This is a genomic window from Pseudofrankia coriaricola (assembly GCF_001854805.1).
Classification (GTDB): Bacteria; Actinomycetota; Actinomycetes; order Frankiales; family Frankiaceae; genus Pseudofrankia.
In genome coordinates this window covers 1-20,818 of record NZ_MBLO01000059.1, presented here as the reverse complement: position 1 = coordinate 20,818, position 20,818 = coordinate 1, and the positions used below count along the sequence as shown (strand labels likewise).

General features: G+C 65.9%; 20 protein-coding genes. 13 read left to right on the top strand and 7 right to left on the bottom strand.

Features of this window, described 5'->3' with window-relative positions:
- Window positions 1-293: 293 nt before the first annotated feature.
- From BCD48_RS50590 to BCD48_RS11220, 7 genes are all read right to left on the bottom strand, one after another.
- Complete coding sequence (locus tag BCD48_RS50590; protein WP_131803918.1) at window positions 294-2,795, bottom strand: hypothetical protein; 2,502 nt, start codon at window positions 2,793-2,795, stop codon at window positions 294-296.
- Window positions 2,796-2,836: 41 nt separating this feature from the next.
- The gene (locus BCD48_RS50585; RefSeq protein ID WP_131803915.1) at window positions 2,837-3,223 is read right to left on the bottom strand and encodes a hypothetical protein; all 387 of its coding nucleotides are present in this window, start codon (window positions 3,221-3,223) and stop codon (window positions 2,837-2,839) included.
- Between the two features lie 575 nt (window positions 3,224-3,798).
- Window positions 3,799-4,581, bottom strand: coding sequence for a response regulator (locus tag BCD48_RS50580; protein WP_131803913.1), 783 nt, complete (start codon window positions 4,579-4,581; stop codon window positions 3,799-3,801).
- Window positions 4,562-5,791, bottom strand: coding sequence for a sensor histidine kinase (locus tag BCD48_RS11235; protein ID WP_131803911.1), 1,230 nt, complete (start codon window positions 5,789-5,791; stop codon window positions 4,562-4,564). The genes BCD48_RS50580 and BCD48_RS11235 overlap by 20 nt, the downstream gene beginning before the upstream one ends.
- 175 nt (window positions 5,792-5,966) lie before the next feature.
- Window positions 5,967-6,593 carry a hypothetical protein gene (locus BCD48_RS11230; RefSeq protein WP_071048297.1) on the bottom strand — a complete coding sequence of 209 codons (627 nt, stop codon included), beginning with the start codon at window positions 6,591-6,593 and terminating at the stop codon, window positions 5,967-5,969.
- A 91-nt stretch (window positions 6,594-6,684) separates the two neighbouring features.
- Window positions 6,685-6,948, bottom strand: coding sequence for a hypothetical protein (locus BCD48_RS11225; protein ID WP_071048296.1), 264 nt, complete (start codon window positions 6,946-6,948; stop codon window positions 6,685-6,687).
- Between the two features lie 131 nt (window positions 6,949-7,079).
- Window positions 7,080-10,655 carry a hypothetical protein gene (locus BCD48_RS11220; RefSeq protein ID WP_071048295.1) on the bottom strand — a complete coding sequence of 1,192 codons (3,576 nt, stop codon included), beginning with the start codon at window positions 10,653-10,655 and terminating at the stop codon, window positions 7,080-7,082.
- Window positions 10,656-10,905: 250 nt separating this feature from the next.
- Between BCD48_RS11220 and BCD48_RS11215 the strand changes: the two genes are divergently transcribed.
- From BCD48_RS11215 to BCD48_RS11150, 13 genes are all read left to right on the top strand, one after another.
- Complete coding sequence (locus tag BCD48_RS11215) at window positions 10,906-11,244, top strand: hypothetical protein (protein ID WP_071048294.1); 339 nt, start codon at window positions 10,906-10,908, stop codon at window positions 11,242-11,244.
- Window positions 11,241-11,507, top strand: a complete 267-nt coding sequence (locus BCD48_RS11210) for a hypothetical protein (protein ID WP_071048293.1) — start codon at window positions 11,241-11,243, stop codon at window positions 11,505-11,507. The genes BCD48_RS11215 and BCD48_RS11210 overlap by 4 nt, the downstream gene beginning before the upstream one ends.
- 7 nt (window positions 11,508-11,514) lie before the next feature.
- Entirely contained in the window at window positions 11,515-11,694 is a 180-nt protein-coding gene (locus tag BCD48_RS11205; protein WP_071048292.1) for a hypothetical protein, read from the top strand.
- Window positions 11,695-11,869: 175 nt separating this feature from the next.
- Complete coding sequence (locus BCD48_RS11200) at window positions 11,870-12,517, top strand: hypothetical protein (RefSeq protein ID WP_071048291.1); 648 nt, start codon at window positions 11,870-11,872, stop codon at window positions 12,515-12,517.
- The gene (locus BCD48_RS11195) at window positions 12,508-13,038 is read left to right on the top strand and encodes an MT-A70 family methyltransferase (RefSeq protein WP_071048290.1); all 531 of its coding nucleotides are present in this window, start codon (window positions 12,508-12,510) and stop codon (window positions 13,036-13,038) included. Before BCD48_RS11200 ends, BCD48_RS11195 begins: the two co-directional genes overlap by 10 nt.
- 365 nt (window positions 13,039-13,403) lie before the next feature.
- Complete coding sequence (locus BCD48_RS11190) at window positions 13,404-15,701, top strand: type IV secretory system conjugative DNA transfer family protein (protein ID WP_071048289.1); 2,298 nt, start codon at window positions 13,404-13,406, stop codon at window positions 15,699-15,701.
- Window positions 15,702-15,822: 121 nt separating this feature from the next.
- A complete protein-coding gene (locus BCD48_RS11185) occupies window positions 15,823-16,650 on the top strand; it encodes a replication-relaxation family protein (RefSeq protein WP_071048288.1) in 828 nt (275 codons plus the stop codon).
- The gene (locus BCD48_RS11180; protein WP_198543202.1) at window positions 16,647-17,339 is read left to right on the top strand and encodes a DUF2637 domain-containing protein; all 693 of its coding nucleotides are present in this window, start codon (window positions 16,647-16,649) and stop codon (window positions 17,337-17,339) included. The genes BCD48_RS11185 and BCD48_RS11180 overlap by 4 nt, the downstream gene beginning before the upstream one ends.
- 111 nt (window positions 17,340-17,450) lie before the next feature.
- A complete protein-coding gene (locus BCD48_RS45945) occupies window positions 17,451-17,897 on the top strand; it encodes a helix-turn-helix domain-containing protein (RefSeq protein WP_157910470.1) in 447 nt (148 codons plus the stop codon).
- 9 nt (window positions 17,898-17,906) lie between these two features.
- Complete coding sequence (locus BCD48_RS11165) at window positions 17,907-18,623, top strand: ImmA/IrrE family metallo-endopeptidase (protein WP_071048285.1); 717 nt, start codon at window positions 17,907-17,909, stop codon at window positions 18,621-18,623.
- Entirely contained in the window at window positions 18,620-18,889 is a 270-nt protein-coding gene (locus BCD48_RS11160; protein ID WP_241841651.1) for a helix-turn-helix domain-containing protein, read from the top strand. The genes BCD48_RS11165 and BCD48_RS11160 overlap by 4 nt, the downstream gene beginning before the upstream one ends.
- Entirely contained in the window at window positions 18,889-20,355 is a 1,467-nt protein-coding gene (locus BCD48_RS56500) for a tyrosine-type recombinase/integrase (protein ID WP_491677131.1), read from the top strand. Before BCD48_RS11160 ends, BCD48_RS56500 begins: the two co-directional genes overlap by 1 nt.
- Before the next feature lie 278 nt (window positions 20,356-20,633).
- Window positions 20,634-20,818: transposase domain-containing protein (locus tag BCD48_RS11150; protein ID WP_198543200.1), on the top strand; the 185-nt coding region annotated here is incomplete at its 3' end.

The following is a 20,818-nucleotide window of genomic DNA, read 5'->3' as shown; positions in this document are numbered from 1 at the left end:
GGCCTCCCCCGATACAGACCCGCGGTCGCCAGGCCCGCCGCCGCCCCGCCCCGCGCCGAACGGCGCGGTGATCTTAGCTCATTTACCCGGGAGGAATGAAACGGGCCCGCCTGGAGCCCGGGCCGTCAGGCTGCCGGACGATGGCCGACTCGTCGACCACCATCCGGCATGAGGACCCGGCGTTCCACTGCTCAGCACGTACGACAGTGACGCCAGAGGTTCGATGACCGAGGCGGGACGAGCGACGGCGGGCGCTGCGTCCAACAACGCGGCGCCCGCCGTTCGTCGAGGAACTACGGGAGAGCGCGACAGGACTCCACAGTCGCGTTGAAGACGTTCGGCTGACGGAGGGCGTGCCCGTCGACCTCGCCGGCCGGGACGACGTACACCTTGTAGCGCGGGTCGTTGGCGTTGGCAGGGTCGACATCGTGGCAGTAGGCGTTCAGTTGCTGCCGGGTGCCGTCGGGGTAGACCCGCCAGGCTGCCGACTGGCCGTCGCCTCGAACGAACCTGGCGTCCGCGGGGTACGGACAGAACGCGTTGGGTCCCGGTGGGTAGCTGTCCCAGACAGCCTGATCAGCGTGCAGCGGGGCACCCGCGCTCACTCGAACCGCGAGACAGTCGCGGATCGCTGGATTGATCACGGGCCGCCGATAGCCATCCTTGATCCAAGCGACGCTGGTGCCATCGGGACCGAGCAGCTGCTTGCCCTCGAGCGCGCACTGGGCGTCCGGGCCGACCCGTCCCAGGGCCTTCATCCGGGTGATGACATCCTCGGGCACCTGCCTGACCTGCTTGCCGGTCTCGGCCGTCAGACAGTCGCGGATGGCCGGGTTCCCCACTGCCTGGAGCTTCCCAGCCTTCACCTGGTAGACGGCCGGCCCGAAGCCCTTGATCATCTCGTTGTCGGGGATGGTGAAGTCGAGCCGCTCCAGGTAGTCGGCACCCTCGCGGCTGATCGGCTTGGCCTTGTCCACGCCGCCAAGTGGCGCCAGCTCCCCGTACTGCACCTGGAACGCCGAGCCGAAGACCGTCAGGTACTGCTGGTTCGTGGTGGTGTCGTAGAACCAGGCGCCATCCCCCAGCCGGCAGGTGGCAGGCGCGCCCTGCGGCAGCCGCGCGATGAAGCTCGCCGGCACGACCTCCTCGACGGCGCTGTTACCGAAGAGCAGACAGTCGCGCTGTCCCGGGCTGCCGATGTGGTGCCACTGCCCGCCGCCACTGAGGTACACGTCGGACTGACCGGCCGCGCGGAAGACGTGGTTGTCCGGCAGGCTCATCCCGCGAGCCAGCAGGCCATCGATGGTCTCGTCGCTGACCGGCATCGCCCGGTCGACCCCGCCGAGCGGCGCGATCTCGCCGTACTGAACCTGGTGCCCGGCGTTGTAGAGCACCATGATCTGCCGGTTGCTCGGCTGACCGTACAGCCACTGGCCGTGCCCGAAGTCACACGAGGCGTTCTGGCCGGAGTCAGGGAACAGCGCCCGAGCGCTCGCGGGCAGCAGCGTCACCCCGCGGCCGCCGTGCCGAACCGAGAGGCAGTCGCGGGTGGGGACCGATGGCACCCGATACCCGCTGTCGGCGTAGTACCAGACCGCCGGGTCGTTCCAGAACCGCACCTGGTCGCCCTGCACCCACTGCGGCGCGTGCTGGCTGAGATCCGCAATTGACCTCGGCACCATGATGGCCTTGTCCTGGCCGCCGAGGGCGATGACCTCCTCAGCACTACCGACTGGGAACGGGTGGCCGTACTTGATTACGTACTGAGCGCCCGAGTCGTACTCGCGGAGGAAGAGGTTGTCGGCCGGCATGTTCGCGCCAGGCACAAGATTTCCGGACCAATCACGGTTGACCTCAAGGGCGTGAACCGCGTCGTGGTGAAGAAGAATATCCGAGGCCCCGCCTGCCTGCTGCCTAAACGCAGTAGCCTGCGCCGCATCGTTCTTGTCGAACCAGAAAAGGCGACCACCTGCGAGGACATAAAGATGCCCCTCATCAGACCTGATAATAGAACCGTCCCGGACACCTGCCGGCAGACTACGCGGGAAGTCCCCCGGCTGGGGGTTAACCACCCACGACCCAAATCTGAACTGCTGGTAGCCCGAGAAGGGAAGACGCCCGTCCGGATAGCCAGGGAAGAGTGTCTCATATAGCTGTACCGTTTGCGATTCGTAGGGGAAAATGCACCAGGCCTGGTCGCTGTCCGTCAGCGTGCTTCTGATCAGCGAAGTCCCGCCCAAAAACGCGGTCCCGATGTAGCAGGCTGGCATCTCGATAATGTGCCCCGCGGCTTCCCCATCGGTCCACCACGCATAGTGACTAGGCACCCAGCGAAAGGATATCTTCGGAGTCTCGCCCTGACGGACTTTCTCGCTCCAAGTGAGCGTAGCACCGTAGTCATGGTTGGCCAGTAGATCAGCGGTACGGATTCTGGTCACGCCAGGCGATGGAACGCTGTCGCCAAACGGCTCGTCTCGAATCCCTCCTGGAAGATTGGTGTAAACTCCATAGCTATTCCATGAGCCCGGGTGAGCAATATCAAACCCAAAGATCGTAAAATCAATTTCGATAAACTCTGCACACGGCTTAAGGTTCCTTACTTGAGATTCCGTCAGTCGAAACTGAAGGGAGGCTTCGTAAAAGTCGCCCGATCGACTGGTCTCCGCCATACCATCTTTGGGCCAGTAGTCCTGCCAGGTACATTCGGTCTCTTCCGCCGACGCTTTCGCCGTCGGCAAGACTGCAGAACTCGCAGTGATCGCCAGCGCGACGCCGACGGCGCCTGCCACTCGCATAAGCGGCCTCATTGTCCCTCTCAACTAGTTCAATCAGAATTCTATGGATCGAGATAACAACCCTTGAGCGACCAATTCTTTTTCCATTTCCATAGACCCATCGCAAGCGATCTTTCGACGACGACAGTGTAGTGCTCGATCTCATTAGGATCTTCACTGTATTTAAAGGGCGCACCACATGCTTGCTCCGATGCGCTAGCTGGACGCACATCTTTAATGTAGAAGGGATCGAACTCCCATCTTCCGTGATACGCATAAATGTCATCGCCGTGCATCATCTGAATTGCTCGCCGCGCGGCTTCACTCTTGACACCGGTGTACCGTGTCGTGCCGTCATCGCTGCCGAATGACGCACCTATAAAACCTGCAGCTATTACGGCGAGTACAATTCCAGCAGCTTTCAGATTTCTGCACCAAGAGTACTTCATTTCTAGATCAGATTAGCATGGATAACAACCATTTTCAATGGGTCCATAGAAGGGTTACATACAGATTGGCAAGCGTCTAGAGACGATTGTCCATGGTTCAATGCGCAAATCAAATAATCATCCTTCAAGGCTCGCACAGAAGCCGAACCGCTCACCGTTCGATGGCTCATAGCAAACAAGGCTAACTTCGTTCGAAGTCAGCTTCCCTGATCTGGCCTCAGTCCCCCAGCGCATCGAACTTCCCCCACAGCCCACGTGGGCAGAATACGTCGGACCAAGTACATCGTGACCAAATCGTGCGCTCGCCGGATGTGATGGATCAGGGGTCCATGACGCCCAGCCCGCCGAAGGCGTATCGGCGATCCACACACCTTGCACGCTGGTTCCCGATGCACACCGCACGAACCCCGAGATCTGTCTCGGCTCCTGGCGCGGAAGCGCGAGCCAAAGGCCGGCGAAGCCCCCAAGGACGACAACGAGCGTGGCCGTGAACCAGAAATCTTTCGAACGACTCCAGCGGCAAGAAAAGTCGCCGCCTTTGCTCCGCCGAACGGAACGCCCCACCCGCACGGCAACTACCGCTTCCCGAACCCTGGAGGCGGATAGAGGCGCATGACCGTGTCGTCAAGGAAAAACTCCCAGTGCCGGTCCGCGTAACTGACAACGACGTCCGAGGGCGAACCGGCAACCGAAAGCCCTGGGTTAAGTTCGTTGAGCGCCTCCACCATGTTGCCAACTTCGATGCGGACTGTCTTCGGGCTGTATCCTATGAGGCTGGCGATGTTTCGATGACCGCGAATCTGTAGGGCACATGCTCGCCAGATGCCACGCCATGATTCTCTACCGAACAGCAGTTCTGATATCGGCCGCTGGCCACGGCGTGGAAGATACGGATCAAGTTCTGGGTCGCTATGGTGCCGGCCGTCTGCGGCAGCCTCGATTGCGCTCGCCAGTGCCCCGAAGGTCAAATCACCGGTTCCCTTTGAGTAATACGAACAGACGCCCAGGTCTTCGCTGGCAAGCACTATATGGAGCTCACGGGTATCCTCGCCGGTTGTTGAGATCACAAGAGGCGGCCGCCCTTCCTGCCGACTAGCCTGGACCGCCAAGCCCGAAATGTGAAACTCGCGATCGGCGGTGAGCGAGATATTTCGAGCCAGACGGCGCCTCGCATATGGCTGCGTCAGGTGAGTATAAAACAGGTCGACAACAATCACGTCAAAGTGCTCGGCCTCGATCAGGGGACGTGCGGCGACTGGGTCGGGCACCGTCGATACGCTCATATCGAACGACTGAGCCAACTCGCGCGCGACAAGCTCCGCATAAGGCCGGTGGTCTTCAATCAGCAGCACTCGCACGCCGCACATTCCTCTGCACCTTGGCAATTGATTCGAAAGGTAGGGAGACCCGCATCGACGCACCGGCGTCGGCCGGCTCTTTCACCAGATCGCCGCCCGCGGCGCGGATGTCATCACGCAGGCGGCTAAGGGAATTCGACTGATCTTCAAGAACCGCGGGTCGGAAGCCGGGTCCGTCATCGACAACTGTGAAGCTGAAGTGAGAATGCTCGACATCTAGATGGAGGCTGACTGTCGTAGCCTCGTGCACTATCGAATTCTTCAATAGATCGCCGAGCGTCCTGTCCATCAGGAGCGCTGTGCTGCGGCTAAGCGTCAGGCCTCCGGTGTGGGGCACCTTCGCTATGACAATCGCTCCAGAGACCCTTCGCACATGGAGATTTAACAACTGCGCCATGGAAACATCTGGATGCACAAGCAACAGTCTTGCTCGCTCACGATTGACGGTCTGTTCAAGCTCTCGAAATGATTCGGGTGGCTGGCCAAGCGCGCTCATCCTGAACTGTCGATGAATGACGGCGAGACCTGTCTCGACAGTGCTGTGCAGGTAGCCAAAGAGCCGCTGGTACTCAGCTTCCAACACATCCAACTGTGCTTGAGCTGCGGCGCGGCACACAGCTCCGAACATTCTGCCGAAGACGTAGGTGGCAAGGATCAACGATCCGTAAATTCCAACGGAGACGAAGTTGTCATCGGTCACGTACCCGTTACGGCAGTAAATGATCAAAAGGGGCTCAACTACGACTGCAGAGAGTACAACCAGATGCAGCGCGGGCCTCAGATAGTCCCGATCAAAGCTCAGCCAGGGATAGAAGGAGAAGAAAAAAATGGGCGGGATCGGGTACCCGCAGAGCTGCACACATGCGCGGGTCGAGCCGTACTCTCCAGGTCGAGTTAGGAGCGCCATGATCCACGGCACCGTTAATATCCCCAGAATATAGAGTGAGACTCCCTTTCCGCCGAGCGGCAAGAGTCCGCCGAACTGGTAACCCGCGATAGCCCAGATAACATGCAGGAGCACCAACGAAAGAAGGACAGTCGCACCAGGTGGCCGCAGCTTGTCCACGAGCACAGTGTTGGCGATCAACATCGACTGGACCAGAAGCCCAACGGATTCAAGGTTGCGGGCAAGTTGCTTCGTCGTTCTCCGTGCCAACTCCTCTGAGAGGACGAGCGGCATGGGTTCGTCGGATGACGCCTGGTCGGTCATGATATTGGCGATCTTGGCGTCTAGGGTCCGAATTTTCAAGGACAAGTGTCAGTCGCTGCCGCAGTCGGCCACGTCGTTCCCCCCGGAGTACCCCTAACCCTGGTACGTCGCCGCAGGCAGCGGTGGTATGGGAGGTCGATGGGGCGGCCTTCGACGTCACAGCACCAGCGCACGGTCATGGAACGAACGGGCTACCGCACAAACCGCAGATGATCGCACCGCCCTCGTACGTCTTCGGGGTCACCTGGAGCCGGCGGTCGCACCGGCAGACGATCGTGATGCGCTTGCCCGACCGGCCGGAGGGGCGGTCGCGAGGGCCCGCCTCCAGGTATAGGCCCAGTGCCGCGTCCAGCGCGGCGACCTCCTCCGCATACCTGATCACCGTATCGGGGTGCAGGCTGCAGTCGCTGTAGCCCCGATCGTCCGCCCTGGCCGGCCGGAACAGCCCGAGCTCCTCGGCATGCTCGGCAAACCGCTTGTTGTGGTAGCGGTTTCCGTCACGAGACGTGTCTTGGACGCCGCGCACGTGGGCCAAGGCGTGGGACGCCTCATGGAGAACCGTCTGCAGCACAGCTTCTCCCCCTTCAGCCAGGAGCTCTCCCGCGATGAACAGCTCCGGTACCCGGCCCGCAGCGGTGGTCCAGCGGTCCGGGCGGTGCGAGCCGCGGCGGAGTCCGGACCGGCTCATCTGCCCTGACCCCATGACCACCACGACATCGGGAACCTCGGCGTGGTGACGCTGCGCTGCCCGCCAGGCGGACTCGATTGCCGAGATGACCGTCGAAGCGGAGTTGGCATGCATACGCCAACTTTATCTAGATCAAGGTGCGCCACCGAGCCAGGTCTCCATGCCGGGAGCACGCGAGCCGATCCTCCAGGGCAGCGGCGCACCATCAGCCCAGCGACTCCAACAGCGCCGGTATCGTTCGCTGGCTCGCCGCCCGCGACCGGGCCCGCGCGTCGTCATGGATCTGCTGCGCCACACCTTCGGGCAGCTCCAGCGTCAGCAACCCGTCGAGCGCCCCGCGCAGCGCGTCGAAGCGCTCTTGAGCCGCCGACGCCACCAGGAGGCGCGCTGTGGCCCTCGGCAACTGCGGTGCCAGCTGCAGGAGGTCGGTCGCGGTAGGGATGGCCCCATGGCGGAAGACCAGGCGCATGCCTCGGCGCAGGTTGTTGGCGACATCGTTCTCAGCGCCCCTTGTTAGCTTGCAGCGCTCAGTCTGTGCGGCTGTCGCGACCAGCAGCTCCGCGGCCTGAGGAGTCCGGCCGCCTTCGGCCAGACGTCCGATCAGGTGACCGAGCGCGCCGAGCAGGCCGAGTCGGTGCGCTCCGCTGCTGCGACATCAACCACGAAGTGGAGGTCAACCTCATCAAGTGGCCAGGCCTGGGTCATGAGATTGAGCCAGGCCTCACGCGCGAAAAGGGCCACGACGTCGGCGTTGCCCTTCCCCGGCCGCAGGAGCATCGGCGGATCGCCGGACACCCCGAAGCGCGAACGCAACAGCCGCTCGGCTCCCTCCATCGGCAGCCGCCCCGCAATGGCTGCTTGCCCGGTCAGCCGGTAGAGGTTGGCCGTGGCCTTCGCCGAGGCCAGGCGCTTCGTCCAGTTGACAAGCTCATCAAGTTCCGGCGACGGCACTGCCCGCAGGGCGTCGAGCATCAGCCAGAGGTTGGCGCCCTCCTCTTGCTGCGGCCCGCTGCGTGCGCCGAGCAGCAGGTCGATGAGGTGGCGGAGCTCAGCCGACAGCGAAGCCAGCTGGTCACGGATCTGGGTGCCGTGCTCCTTTACAACGTCGCCGAGCGGCCGGGCGGTTTGCCGGGCATGCGAGAGATCCACCAACAAGGGCAGCAGCTCGTAGTCGCGATCCAGCCAGGCATAGATGTCGTAGCTCACGATCTTCTGCACCATTGGCGGCACGGCTGTGGGGTCCCGCTTGAGCGCTGCCAGCGCAGCCCGGGCTGGTCCGTGACCACCGACGGCAGCCTGGACCAGAAGCAACGCCGCGCCGTCATCAGCCAGCCAGAGATCGGTGCCTTCGAGCTTCGGCAGGCCGCTTAGCAACCGGGCGATCTGCTCCGGCGGGTTCACGTCGTGCAGGCACTTTCGCACGACCGATGCCCACAGCTGCGGCCCAACCGGAGGTTTGGAACCGGGCGCGGGCAGGCCGCTGAGGCGCCGTAGCACCGGGTCAAAGGCAATCAGCGCCGCAGGCCGCTCATCGCCCAGCAAGCGGGGCAGCAGAGCCTCGCGGGCGATGGCGAACGGCGCCGACGGGCCGCTAAGCGCCATAAGCCGACGCACGGTCAGCTCCAGCAGCGGAACGTCAAGCGGATCGGCCCGCAACCACTCGACCATCCCCACCAGCCGGGCATGCGCCAGGGTGTCTTGGTCCGTGGCCTCCAGCGTCCGGCAGACCTCGTCGAGGAGGCCCGGCCACCATGCCGCCGTGTCAGGCCGAGCCCGCCAGGACAAGGCCAAGATCCGACCGAGCGCCTCACGCATCGCCGAACGTCCGGCATCGTGCCGTTCTTGGGCGCTGAGCACCAGCGCTTGCACGCCGTCGGCCAGATGCTGAGAGCCGAGCACCGGCCAGTGGCGGGCGATCAGGTCGAGTACATACAGCGGCAGGTCACGACCCTTTGCCCGGTTGAGCAGGAATTCGAGGTGGGCCACCAGCTCGTCGGTCGCCCACGCCGTGTCCGCCGACGCCAGGGCGCAGAGCAGGCGCGCATAGAGCTGCAACGCCGGTCCGGCATCCTTCGGCAAGCCCTGGACGTAGCCACCAACCTCTAGCTTCCGCAGCATGCCGAGTACCGCGGCCGGCTCGCGGGCAGCCAGCCGCTCAAGCGCTTCCAAGACGGCCATCCGGCAGTGCGGGTCCCGATCCCACGCATAGCCAAGCACCACCAGTAGGTCGGCCACCTTCGCGGTGGCGACACTCGGGGCGATGTAGGCGTAGCGGCGCACCGCGGCCGGGTCGACTGAGCGGATCAGGTGTTGGGCAACCGCTGCCAGCTCGGGCCGGTAGGCGACGACACCCAAGGCGGCGCGCTGCAAGGCGACCAAGCCGCTGTCCGCCAAGGTGGTCAGGACCTGCTCGACATGGCCAACCAGCATGGGATCCGCAGCAGCGAGAACCAGCATCTGTTCGAGTACGGCTCCGACGAACAGATCGTCCGGATGCTCAAGGACATGCGCTGCCAGGAAGCCCACGGCGCGTTGTCCATCGCGTTCCAGCAGACCGAGCGCTGCGGCGTACTCGAAGAGCGTCTGGTGGAAGAAGCGGACGCCAAGACGCGAGCGCACCATCACGCCGCGCCGGGCCAAGGAGGTGACCGCGTCCTCCAATCCCAGTTCTGGCGCCGACGTCCGCCAACTGCCTGCCACCGTGGCCATATACCTGAGCAGGATCTCCGGCTCCAGCTCGGTACGACCCGCCGCCAGCAATGAGAGCCCGGCTTGCTCAGCGGGTACCGACAGATCGCGCCCGGCCTGCCCGCCAGGTGCGACCTCGCTCCTGGCGTCCGCCACGACCCGCCGCCGCCAGTACAGGCGGTAGAGCCCGGAGACGTCCAACTCCAGGGCTGGGAAGTCCGGGGCATACAGGTCGAACAAGAGGCGCAGGAGCAGCGGGCTGCGGCAGATTTCCAACGTCGGGAGACCCCGGGCCACGGCGCCGAGGATCAGCGAGATCTTCTCCTCCTGCGGGTAGGGCGGCGCGTCCGGACAGTAGGCCCGCACGTGGCGGGTGACGGCTTCGGCAAGCTCCCGGTCGTCATAGGGCTGCAGCCCGACATGGCGGAAGATCTCGCGAGGCAGGGATCGCGCCTCGTCCGGCCGTGAGGTCACTACGACGTGCCCGCCGGCCTCCATCGCGAGATCACAGAAGTCGAGTAGCCGCCGGCGGTCGGCTTCGTGGTGCAGCAGGAGATCAGCTGTGTCGATCAAGACGGCGCTCGTCCGCCCCTCGGCATGCACGCCGCTCAGCGCCCGCATGAGTTCGTCGCCCGGGATCAGCGGCGCCGAGGCGGAGCTGCCCGGGTCGACCAGCCACAGGGCATTCAGCAGGTAAGCCTCAATGCCCCAATCTTCGTGGAACGCCCGGTAGAGGCCCCAGAGCATGCTGCTCTTGCCGTGCCCGGCCTCGCCGCTCACCACCACGGCCGATGGCGGGCCGTCCGGCAACAAGGTGGCGAGAACATCGCGTTCATGAGTGCGGGTCACGTAGAGGTCGGTGCTCAGGCGACGCTCGACATGACCGCCGTCAGCGACGCTGGCGACATCCAGTTCGGCCGCCATCTGCTCAGAGAGCCGGCCGAGCCGACGGCGCGCTACAGCCGCCCGATCCCGTCGGTCATCCCCGGTACGCGAACTGTCCTGCGGAGGTATGACGGGCGTGGGCCGCAGCTGCCTGGCCAGCGTGCGCACCTTGGTTTCGTCCTCAAGGAAGTCCAAGAGCGCATGCAGCCAGGCGTTCATCATCGGCTCGACGTGATCCATAACGCGCCGAGCGGTTGTGATCTTCGGGCGCAGCCTACGGCCAGCGTTCTCCCGCCGCAGATCAAGGTTCGTAGTCCCCGGATCCGGCAAGGCCAGCAGCTCAGCGGCTGCCATCACATAGTTCTTCGGATGCGACGGCTCCCGCCTCTCGGCCTCAAGCACGGCCAGTAGGACGCGCCTGAAGACCCGTGCTCTCGCATTGGGGGACTCATTCGCGTCCACGAGCGCCGAGGGCAGCAGGCTCAAAAGCGCCGAGCACTCACGCAGGACATCGGGCCGCGCAGTGAGATCCGCCAAGCGAATCAGCTCGGCCATGGCGGCGTCGGCGGGCAGGTGCGGGTACGGCGCGGCCCCGGGTTGCACGCCAGCTCCTTTCGTATCGACCGCCGGATGCTACTCGGCCGCAGTGCCGAACGTGACCTCCCCGGCACCGTCCGCCCAGCGTCCGACCAGTCCGACAGACGTCCAGCTGGCGTCCGTCAGCGGCGGCACCCCGGCCCGATGCTGATATCGCAGCGGCGGACCGACGCGCCAAAGAGGCCCGTGAGCTGCGGTTTCCCTTCCACGCCGCGCCAGTCGCGCGCCGGACCAATCACCTCTCGGAGGTCGACCCATGCCCGAAATCGCACGCCGGTCGTTCGACCGGTGGCCCGAACCAACTCGATACCCACTCGTGGCATACGCCCCGCCGCGCGGTCTCCAGCGCTCCATCGATCGCGAGTTCGGCGTCGGTATGGAGTCGGCCGCCCGCATGGAGGCCATCGGCTACACCACAAACACCGCGCTCAGCTGCTTGGGCGCCCTGAGCAAGGCCGAGGCCGACATCGCGGCGACCTCGCCGCAGGCGGCGGAGCGCGCCCAGGCCATCGTGGACGCCTTCACCGCCGTGGCCGTGGCCGAGGTGGCCGAGCTCTACCGGCCGCGCTACGACCGTCCGAGGTACGAGGCATGAGCACCGGCGTGGTGACTGTGCTGGTGCTCGTCGTCCTGGCCATCGCGCTTGGCGTCTGGTTCTTCACCAGCGACGACTTGGGCGAGCCCGATGGGCGGCAGCGCAGCGAGCAAGAAACCCGGCGTGCTCGGGAGGCCCGTACCCAGGCTCAGTTGGACGCCCTGCGCGCCAGCCAGCGCATCGGGTCGGCGTTCTGGCGGGCCAGTCGGGCGTTGTTCGACGTCTCCCGCGACGAGCGCCGCCGCGACCGGGACGGGCGGTGAGCAGCCAATGAACCGCCTGAGCCCGGGCGAGCTGGTCAAGTACCTGACCGGCGGGGCTACGGCCCTGCTTGTCATCTGGTTCGGTTCGGTCGTCCTCTCCCAGCTGATGCTGGCCATCCTGCCGCTGATCTTCCTAATCCTCGGCGTCGGCGCCTGGTGGTACCTGTTCCTGGGACGCCGCAAGTAACACCCCCTGTGGCTGCGGCGCTCGCGACATCGGGCGCCGCAGCCGCCGACCGGCCGCGTGGGCTCAGCCCCTTGCGCCGGGCTCACGCCGCCTGCCGGACCCCGAGCATCCGGACGCTGGCGCGGCCGCTCTCTCCCCGGACTCAATCCGCCCGCCACGAAGGGCTTGCTTCACCATGCCGTTTTCCCATGCCGAGCTCCACAAGGCCTCGGTCCAGTACTGCTTCGAGCGCGGCCAACTGGTGCCGATGCTGGCCTGGAAGCACATCCGGGCCGACCTGGCCGCCGGGCCGCGGATCGCCCGGCTGTATGAGGCCGCGCCGCTCATCGATGACCGGGCCTTGCCGGCCTTCCGCAGGTTGCGCGAGGAGATCGCCGAGCAGTTCGAATTCCTGATCCGTCCCACCAGGCAGGGCGGCCTCGGCGTCAGCGTGACCGTCCAGCCCGAGGAGCGGTACGGCTCGCTGGCCGAGCTGACCAACGATCTGAGCGAGGAACGCCGCCTCCGCATCATGGGCAGCGCGGCCATGGGCCACCAGCACCCCTTCTTCAAGCCCGAGGAGTGCGACATGTTCCGGGCGCTGCACGAGGTCTTCGGACACGCCCTGGCCGGTGCGGGGCTCGATCGACACGGCGCGGAGGCGGCCTGGCTACGCCACAGCCTGATGTTCACCCCGCCGCTGGCGCGGCGGGCGATGGCCACTGAGACGCGCGGCCAGGCCTGCGCGTTGCTCTATGGCACACCAGGCGCACCGCCGCCGGAACCGAAGGTCATGGTGCTGCCGGCGCGCTACGCCGAGCCGGACTATGAGGCGTGGCGGTGAGCGGCGCAGCGGTTGACCCGCAACGATTCGGCACGATCTTGGCGGACCCACCATGGTCAACGCTCCAGGTGGGCAATCGCGGCGCCGAGATGCATTACCCACTCATGACGCCTGAAGCCATCAGGGGACTGCGGGTGGGACCGCTGGCCTTGGAGAGCAGCCATTGCTGGCTGTGGGTGACCAACGCCACGGTCCACGCCGGGCGTGAGGTGCTGGAGGCCTGGGGCTTCACCTACCGCAGCATCCTCACCTGGATCAAGCCGAGGTTCGGGCTGGGCCAGTACCTGCGCAACCAGACGGAGCACCTCTTGCTGGGCACCCGGGGACGGGCGCCGGTGCAGTTCCGAGGGCAAGGCAGCTGGTTCTATGCCCCGGTGCAGGAGCACAGTCACAAGCCCGAAGAAGCTTTTGCGATCATCGAGCGGTGCTCGCCCGGGCCGTACCTGGAGCTGTTCGCCCGCCGGCGCCGGCCTGGCTGGGCGGCGTGGGGCAACGAGGTCGACTCTGACGTCAGCCTGTGACTGGTAGCACCGGCGCCTCACGAGTGAGTGATCAGCTGTAAATTTGACGGCTTGATCATTTTCCATTCGCCCCGCATAACAGGGCGTGAGAGAGCGCGATCAAGGCCCATCCCCGAGGCCTTCCTCCTGGCGCCCCCGTGCTGGCGCCACTCCCTTGATCATTCGCAACACAAGGACACCGCCATGCCCAAAACCAATTCCTCGAAGGCCAGCGTACTGGCCGAGTGGCGCGCCGATATCGATATCGGCCGGTTCGCTGCGGCACTGCTGACCTTCGCTCTATGCCGCCTGCGAGCAACGAACGAAGCCTCAGCGGGTCCGTTGCCCGGGTCCGCACCGGCGGCTGAGCCCATAGAGGCCCAGCCATGAGCGATCTCCTGCTCTGGCTGCCGTACGTCCTTGGCGCGTTGCTTGGCATCGGCGTTGTCCTGGCCGTGCGCGCTGCCAACGCTGCCAGCTGGCGCCGGGACCTGGTGGCCTTCCGGCTGCGCCTGCCCCGCGGGCTCGACCCCCAGGCCGTGGCTGCCTGGCTGACGACGGTCGCCGCGGCCACCCGCTCGCCGGCCAAGGCCCTCATCCCCCACCCGCCGATCGTGCTGGAGGTCGTCGCCACGGCGCGCGGGATCTCGTACTACCTGCTGACGCCGCGCCGGGACCGGTTGGGCCTGCTGGCCGGGCTGCGCGCAGCGCTGCCCGGGGTGCGGATCGAGGAAGCCCCCGAGCATCTCCTAAGCCGGCCGATCTTCGGGTCAGCTACCGAAGTGGGGCTGAGCTCAGAGGTGCAGCCGCTGGCCGCCGAGCGGGCTGCCATTGCCAGCGCAGCCCTCCTGGCTTCGCTCCAACCGTTGCACGACAGCGAGATCATTTGCTGCCAGTACATCGTCGGCGGCGTCAGCGGCGTGGGTACTGGTCGGCAGTCAATACCACCGGGGCTCCCGGCGGTCATGCGCTCAGTCGTCGAGCGCGCCAACGCCGAGGCCGAACGAGCAGCGCGGGTTAAGCACGCCCTGCCCCTGCTGCAGGTCTGCTGCCGGATCGGCGCAGTGGCCGCACGTCCCGACCGCCAGGGCGCGATGGTCAGCCGAGTTATCGCCGCGCTGCGCACGCTCGAGACGCCTGGGGTATCGGTGCGGCGGCTGGCTGTGCCGTCCGCGGTTGCTGCTCGGCGCCTGAGCGCCATCGCCCTGCCGCTGTGGGGCTGGGGCCTGGTCATCAACGCGGGGGAAGCAGTGGGCCTGGGCCTGCCGGTTGGTGATGTCTCGCTACCGGGTCTCAGCCTGGGCTCGGCCCGCCAACTGCCGCCGGCACCCGGCATGCCGCGCGGCGGCCGCGACGCGGTGGTCATCGGCACCAGCAACTACCCGGGCATGGCCCAGCCGCTGGGCTTCCGCACCGAAGATCGGCTGCGGCACACCTGGGTGCTCGGGCCGACCGGTACCGGCAAGTCCACTTTGCTGGGCAACCAGATCTTGCAGGACATCGCGGCCCGGCGTGGTGTGGTCGTCGTCGACCCGAACGGGGATTTGATCAACGACGTCCTGGCGCGGGTACCGGAGGACCGGACGGAGGACATCGTCGTCCTCGACCTTGCCGCGACAGACCAGCCGGTGGGGATCAACCTCCTGCGGCACCAGGGCGACGAGCACAGCCGCGAGCTGGCTGTCGACACCATCGTGCACATCATGGCCAGCCTGTGGCACGGCTCGTGGGGACCGAGGACGAGCGACGTCCTCCGGGCCAGCTTGCTCACGCTGACGCACACCCGGGCGTCGGACGGCTCGGCGTTCACCCTGGCCGAGGTGCCAGAGCTCCTGACCAACCAGGCCTTCCGGCGGTTCGTCTTGGCCCAGTCGAGCGTGCCGGCTTCGGTGCGATCGTTCTGGCGCGAATACGAGCAGCGCTCCGATGCCGAACGGGTGCAGATCATCGGGCCCAGTCTGAACAAGCTCCGGGCCCTAAGCACCCGAACGTCGCTGCGGCTGGCGCTCGGGCAGAGCGAGGGCTTCGATGTCGCCGAGGCCTTCCACGGCAAGGCGGTGCTGGTCAACCTGGCCAAGGGCTCGCTCGGCACCGACACGGCGCAACTGGCGGGCGCCTTGCTGGTAGCGGTGCTGTGGCAAAAGATCCTCGGACGAGTAGCGGTGCCGGCGGAGCGGCGGCGCCCAACGTTCGTCTACCTCGATGAGTTTCAGGACGTCATCCGCCTGCCATTGGATCTTGGCGACATGCTGGCCCAGGCCCGCAAGTACAAGGTCGGCCTGATCCTGGCCCACCAGTACCTGGGCCAGCTACCCACCGCCGTGGAGACGGCGGTGCTCGGCACCGCCCGCACCCAGATCGTCTTCCAGCTCAACGCCTACCAGGACGCCCGGGCGTTGGCCCGGCCGTTCTCGCCACTGACGCCGGATGACCTCATGGGCCTGGATGCCTGGGAGATCGCCGTTCGACCCGCGGTTGACGGCCGGACGCTCGGCGTCGTCACGGCGTCCACGCCACCACTGCCGGGGGCCGTGCGCGATCCGGCGCAGCTGGCCGCGCAGAGCCGGCACCGCTTCGGCCTCCCCCGGGCCGACGTCGAAGCCGCCCTAGCCGCACGGATCGAGGCGCCGCTACCCGGCAGCGGCGGACGGATCGGCCGGCAGTCACGAGGTGCCGGGTCGTGATCAGGGCTGCTCCGTTCGGCGCTCCGGTCGCGTCGAGTGCCCTTCGTCGGTTTCCCCTGGTCAGGCGCATGTTTCGCGGCATTACGCCCCCGAGAGTCCGCCTCCTACCGGAGGCGTCCTCATGAGCGGCCAGCGGGTATCTGCTGGGCAGGTTGAGCGCCTGGCCGGGCTGCTCAGTGAGCGTGACTGGCGCATCGTCATTGACCTTCAGCGGGTCAAGGTCCTGACCGGTCAGCAGTTGGATCAGCTGCACTTCCAAGATGTGGCCACCTCGGCCCGGGGCCGGGTGCGGCGGCGGACCATGGCTCGCCTGCGGGACTGGCGAGTCGTCGCCGCCCTGGAGCGTCGGATCGGTGGGGAGCGGGCCGGATCCTCCGGCCTGATCTTCACCCTCGACACCGCCGGACGTCGTTTGCTTGAGCGCCACCAAGCGGCTCCGGACGAGCCGGCGCCCGCTACTCGGATTCGGCGTCCGCGCACACCGCGGCCGCTGTTCCTGGCGCACGCCTTGGCGGTCAGCCAGCTGTACGTGGATCTCGCCGCCGCAGTGAAGGCCGTGCGCGGCCTCACGCTCGACGCCTTCGCGACCGAACCGGCCTGTTGGTGGCCGGACGGCGGTGGCTGGCTCAAGCCCGACGCCTACTTGGCCTTGGCCAGCACCGAGTTCGTGGATCATGTCTGGGCCGAAGTGGACCGTGCCACAGAGAGCCTGCCCACGCTGCGCGGCAAGCTGCACACCTACCTCGACTTCCTCAACCGGGGCGAGCTCGGACCCGGGGGCGTGATGCCCCGCGTCGTGATCAGCGTGCCGGACGACGCCCGGGCAGCGGCTATCCGGCGCGAGGTAGCACGGCTGCCGGACACCGGGGTCGAGCTGTTCAGCGTCGTACGGCATGAGGTGACGGCGCAGGCAATCGTCGGCGGGCTGCTCGACGGTGGCGCACCGTGAGCAGCGAGGCCGGTTCTTCGCCAGAGGGGCGCGACCGCTGGGTGACGGCGGGCATGGCGATCGTGGCCCTGTCCGCGGCGCTCAGCAGCTTCGCCGGGCTCTACAGCCTGGCAGTGGCCGCCGGCTGGCAGCGCTGGCTGGCGCCACTGCTGCCGCTGACCGTCGACGTCTACGCCGCGATCGCGACCCGAGTCTGGCTCGCCGGTGGGGCGGCCAGCGCTTCAGCACGGCATTTCGCCCGTTGGAACGCGCTGCTCGCGGTCGGCCTGTCGCTCACCGGCAACGGAGTCTGGCACTTGGCCGAAGCCGGCCTGCTCGGCATCGGCTGGCCCGTCGTGCTGGCAACCGGATCGGTGCCGCCACTGATGCTCGGCCTGCTGTCGCACCTCGCCGTCCTGCACGGGCAGGACGGCCCGGACGTCGGGACGGCGGCCGTCCTGGAGGTCGGATCGGGGCCGGAAGCGGGTTCAGATGAGGACGCAGCCGGCGCTGAGGCCGAGACGGCAGAGGACGGCCTGCTGGCCGCCGCCCGGGCCGCCGATGCCGAGTATCGGGCCTCACATGACGGGCGGCCCATCACGAGGGACGCGCTACGGCGGGCACTCGGTATCAGCACGGAGCGGGCGGGCGAGGTGCTGCGGGCGGTGCGGCACGAGCAGCGTGCGGCCGGAAGTCAGCATGGCCAGTAATAGGCCCCGCCTATATGAATTTCCGAACCGATAGGACGACGTTGTAAATTCTACGCTTCCATTTGCTTTCAGAATGTCGCATAATTGGAACGCAAGCGGAGGATGTCACATATGAATAGAACTGAAAACAAAGATGCGCAGGCAGACGCCGTGACGATCGGAAGGTACCTGCGCAAGACCCGTGAGCGGAGGGGTATGACGCTGCGCGGCCTTGCCAGCGAAGTTGATCTGCATCCATCGTACATAGTACGCCTTGAAGCCGACCAGGTCCGCCAGCCGTCTCCCGAAAAACTCCAACGGATTGCCGAGGTGCTGGGCGTCGACCATGGAGATCTATTCGCCCTGGCAGGCTACCAGTCGCCGCAGGGACTGCCGAGCTTTGTGCCCTACCTACGGGCACGCTACCGGATGACTGATGGGACAGCCGAGGAGCTGGCCACCTATTTCGACAATCTAAAACGTGAACGCCGGATCGTTGAGCGCACCACGCCGATGGCCCGCAAGGCGGACGACCTTGGGTTCGACTCGCCAGAGAGTGTCAAATGGGAAAACCTTTGAAGGAGGCATATGGAAGATTCACGGAAAGACATCCTTGAGCAGGTGCGCCGCCTGATGCCGGCGCGGACGCTCGATCTACTGGCCCGGCCACTCAGCCGGGTGGAGGCCCGGGTCGTGGCCGAACGGCAGGCATACGCGCTGCTCCGGGGGCTTGGCATCACCAAACCCAGCGTGGACATCGAGCTGGTGGCCGAACTGCCGGAGATCGAGGTCGTGGTCGTACCTGGCCTGGCGAGCAGCGGTTACTCGCAGTGGAACCCCCGGAAACGCCAGTGGCTGGTGCAGATCAACGCGGACGACAGCCTGTGGCGCTGCCGTTCCAGCCTGGCGCACGAGATGAAGCACATCCTGGACGACCCCTTCCGCGAGGCGCTCTATCCCGGCTGGCGCCGGGACGATGCGGCCGGCTCGGCCGAGGCCGAAGCGCTGTGCGATTACTTCGCCGGCTGCGTCTTGGTGCCCCGGCCATGGCTTGAACAGGCATGGCGGGCTGGGATGCGGGCTCGCACAGCCTTGGCCAGCGTCTTTGATGTGTCCGAGGCCCTGATCGGGGTCCGGCTCCGACAGGTCGGGCTGGAGCGGGTCAGGCCAGCGTCGCGGAAATGGCGTGGTGATTCCCGCACGGCCTACCGCCGCAGCGGTGTAGCCATTCGCCGGGCCGGCGTTGGTCTGCGGCAGGCTGCCACGTCACCGGTCGGTGCGTTGTGCCCGGGAGGCGCGCTATGACCGCGCCGCAGGGGCAGCCAGGCATGTCCGCAGCCCGCAGCACCGCCCGGGCTGATACCGAACTTGAGGCAAGCGGTGTGGCCACTAGGGCTCCGGTCGTGCTGACGGTGGCGGAAGCGGCGCAGGTGCTGAAGATCAGCCGGTGGAGCATCTACCAGCTGATCCGCGCTCGGCGGCTGAGCACGGTGACGATCGGACGGCGGCGCTTGGTGCCGGTGGCGGCCTTGATCGAGTTGCTTGGGCGGCTCACCGAGGAGGCCGCGTGATGGCGGGGCGGCGGGCCAACGGTGAGGGAACGATCTACCGACGTCAGGACGGCAGGTACGAGGCCGCCATCTACCTCCAAACGCTCAGCGGAAGACGGAAACGAGTGCGAGTTTATGGAGCGACCCGCGCCGAGGCGTATGAAAGAATCATAGAGGTTCAGGCAAAGACCCAGCGGGGGCTGGCAGTTCCTGACGAAGCATGGAAGATGGGCGACTACCTCCATCACTGGCTTGAGGACGTCGTCCGGAAGAACAAACGCCCTGGCACCTACGCGCAGTGCGAGATGATCTGTCGGCTGTACCTGATTCCCGGCTTGGGACGGCAATCGCTCGCCAGACTGACCGTACATGCGGTTCAAGGATTTCTGAGCGAGTCGATCGAGTCTGGGCACTCCGTGCCAAAGGTACAGATTATGCGCAAGGTACTCAGTTCAGCGCTGAGCCATGCGGTACGCCAGGAGACTGTCAGCCGTAACGTCGCCCGTCTCGTCGTACTTCCGACCCACCGGCCAAACGAGGTCGAGCCGTGGACACCCAATGAGTCGAAACGATTCCTGAAGGTGGCGCGCCCAGAAGCTCTCTACTCGGCCTTCCTGCTGCTACTGCTGTGCGGCTTGCGACGCGGCGAAGTGCTGGGATTGCGTTGGTGCGACGTCGACTTCACCGATGACGTACTGCACGTGCGCCAGCAACTCCAGCGAGTGAAGGGAAGCCTTCACATCGGGCCGGTCAAGACGAAAGCCGGCGAGCGACGATTGCCGCTGCTGCGCTTTGTGCGGCAGGCGCTGGTGGAGCACCGAGAGCGACAGATGCAGATCCGCAAGGCGGTCGGGACGGAGTGGCAGGGGGCTTCTGACACCGAGGCGCTCGTGTTCTGCACCCAGAGTGGCCGGCCACTCGAGCCGTCTACCCTCGTGCGAACTTTCCAGCGGCTCTGCCAGCAGCATGACATTCGACGCATCAGGCTTCATGATCTTCGGCACAGCCTGGCGACGCTCCTGCAGGATCTCGGTGTACCAGCTCGCAGCGCCCAGCTGATTCTTGGCCACGCCCGCGTCTCGACGACGCTTGAACACTACACTCACGACCGGCTCACGCAACGGCGGGCGTCGCTTGAGAAGGTCGAGAGAGTACTGGTCAAAACTCCACCAAGGAGCGGCCGAGAGGCAACGTACGCTAGACCGCGTGGGCGTAGCCGTCAATTTAGCCGTCAAGGCCACCTGATTGATGTATATCTTACTTCGCTTATATCTGGTGCGGGTCGGGGGACTCTAACCCCCGGCCTCGTCCTTGGCAATTTTTCAGCCACCAGTCCGCTCGACCGCCTCACCTCTATAAGCACGGCAGTTGAGGCCAGTAAACGACGGTGGCTCGTCGGCAGCGCTGCCGTCAGCAGTAGCCGTCAACCCCACCCGGCCAAGCCTGGCTGCTCCTGTGGTTGCCACGTCGAGGGAGCCGCCGCATGAACATCTCCTCCTGGCTTACCACCCGCGCGCCACCCACCCCGGCCACGCGCTCTCTCTGCCTCACCCATCCGGGACAGCCCGCTGTCCCCGTACCTTCCCATCACCGTAAGGACGGATCATGCACATCCTGTTCGACCCCGGCCTCATGGACGCAATGCCGTGAAGCTTAAGTCGATCTTGGATGGCTGATCTTCCGCTGTTGCTGGCCGGCGGGTTGGTACGGCGTGGCGGCGTGGCATCTGTGCTGGTGGGTGGTTTGGTCACGGTTCGTGGCTTCGATGATGTCCCCGGACCAGGTGTCGGTCGGGGTGCTGGTGACGGCGGTCCCGCGTGACGCGGTGGATGAGGCGGTCGAGGTCTGTGGGGTCGGCGAGCGGCGGAAGGGCGGGAAGCTCCCGCCGCATGTGACGTCGTATCTGACGCTGGGAATGTGCCTGTTCCCGGACGACGACTACGCCGAGGT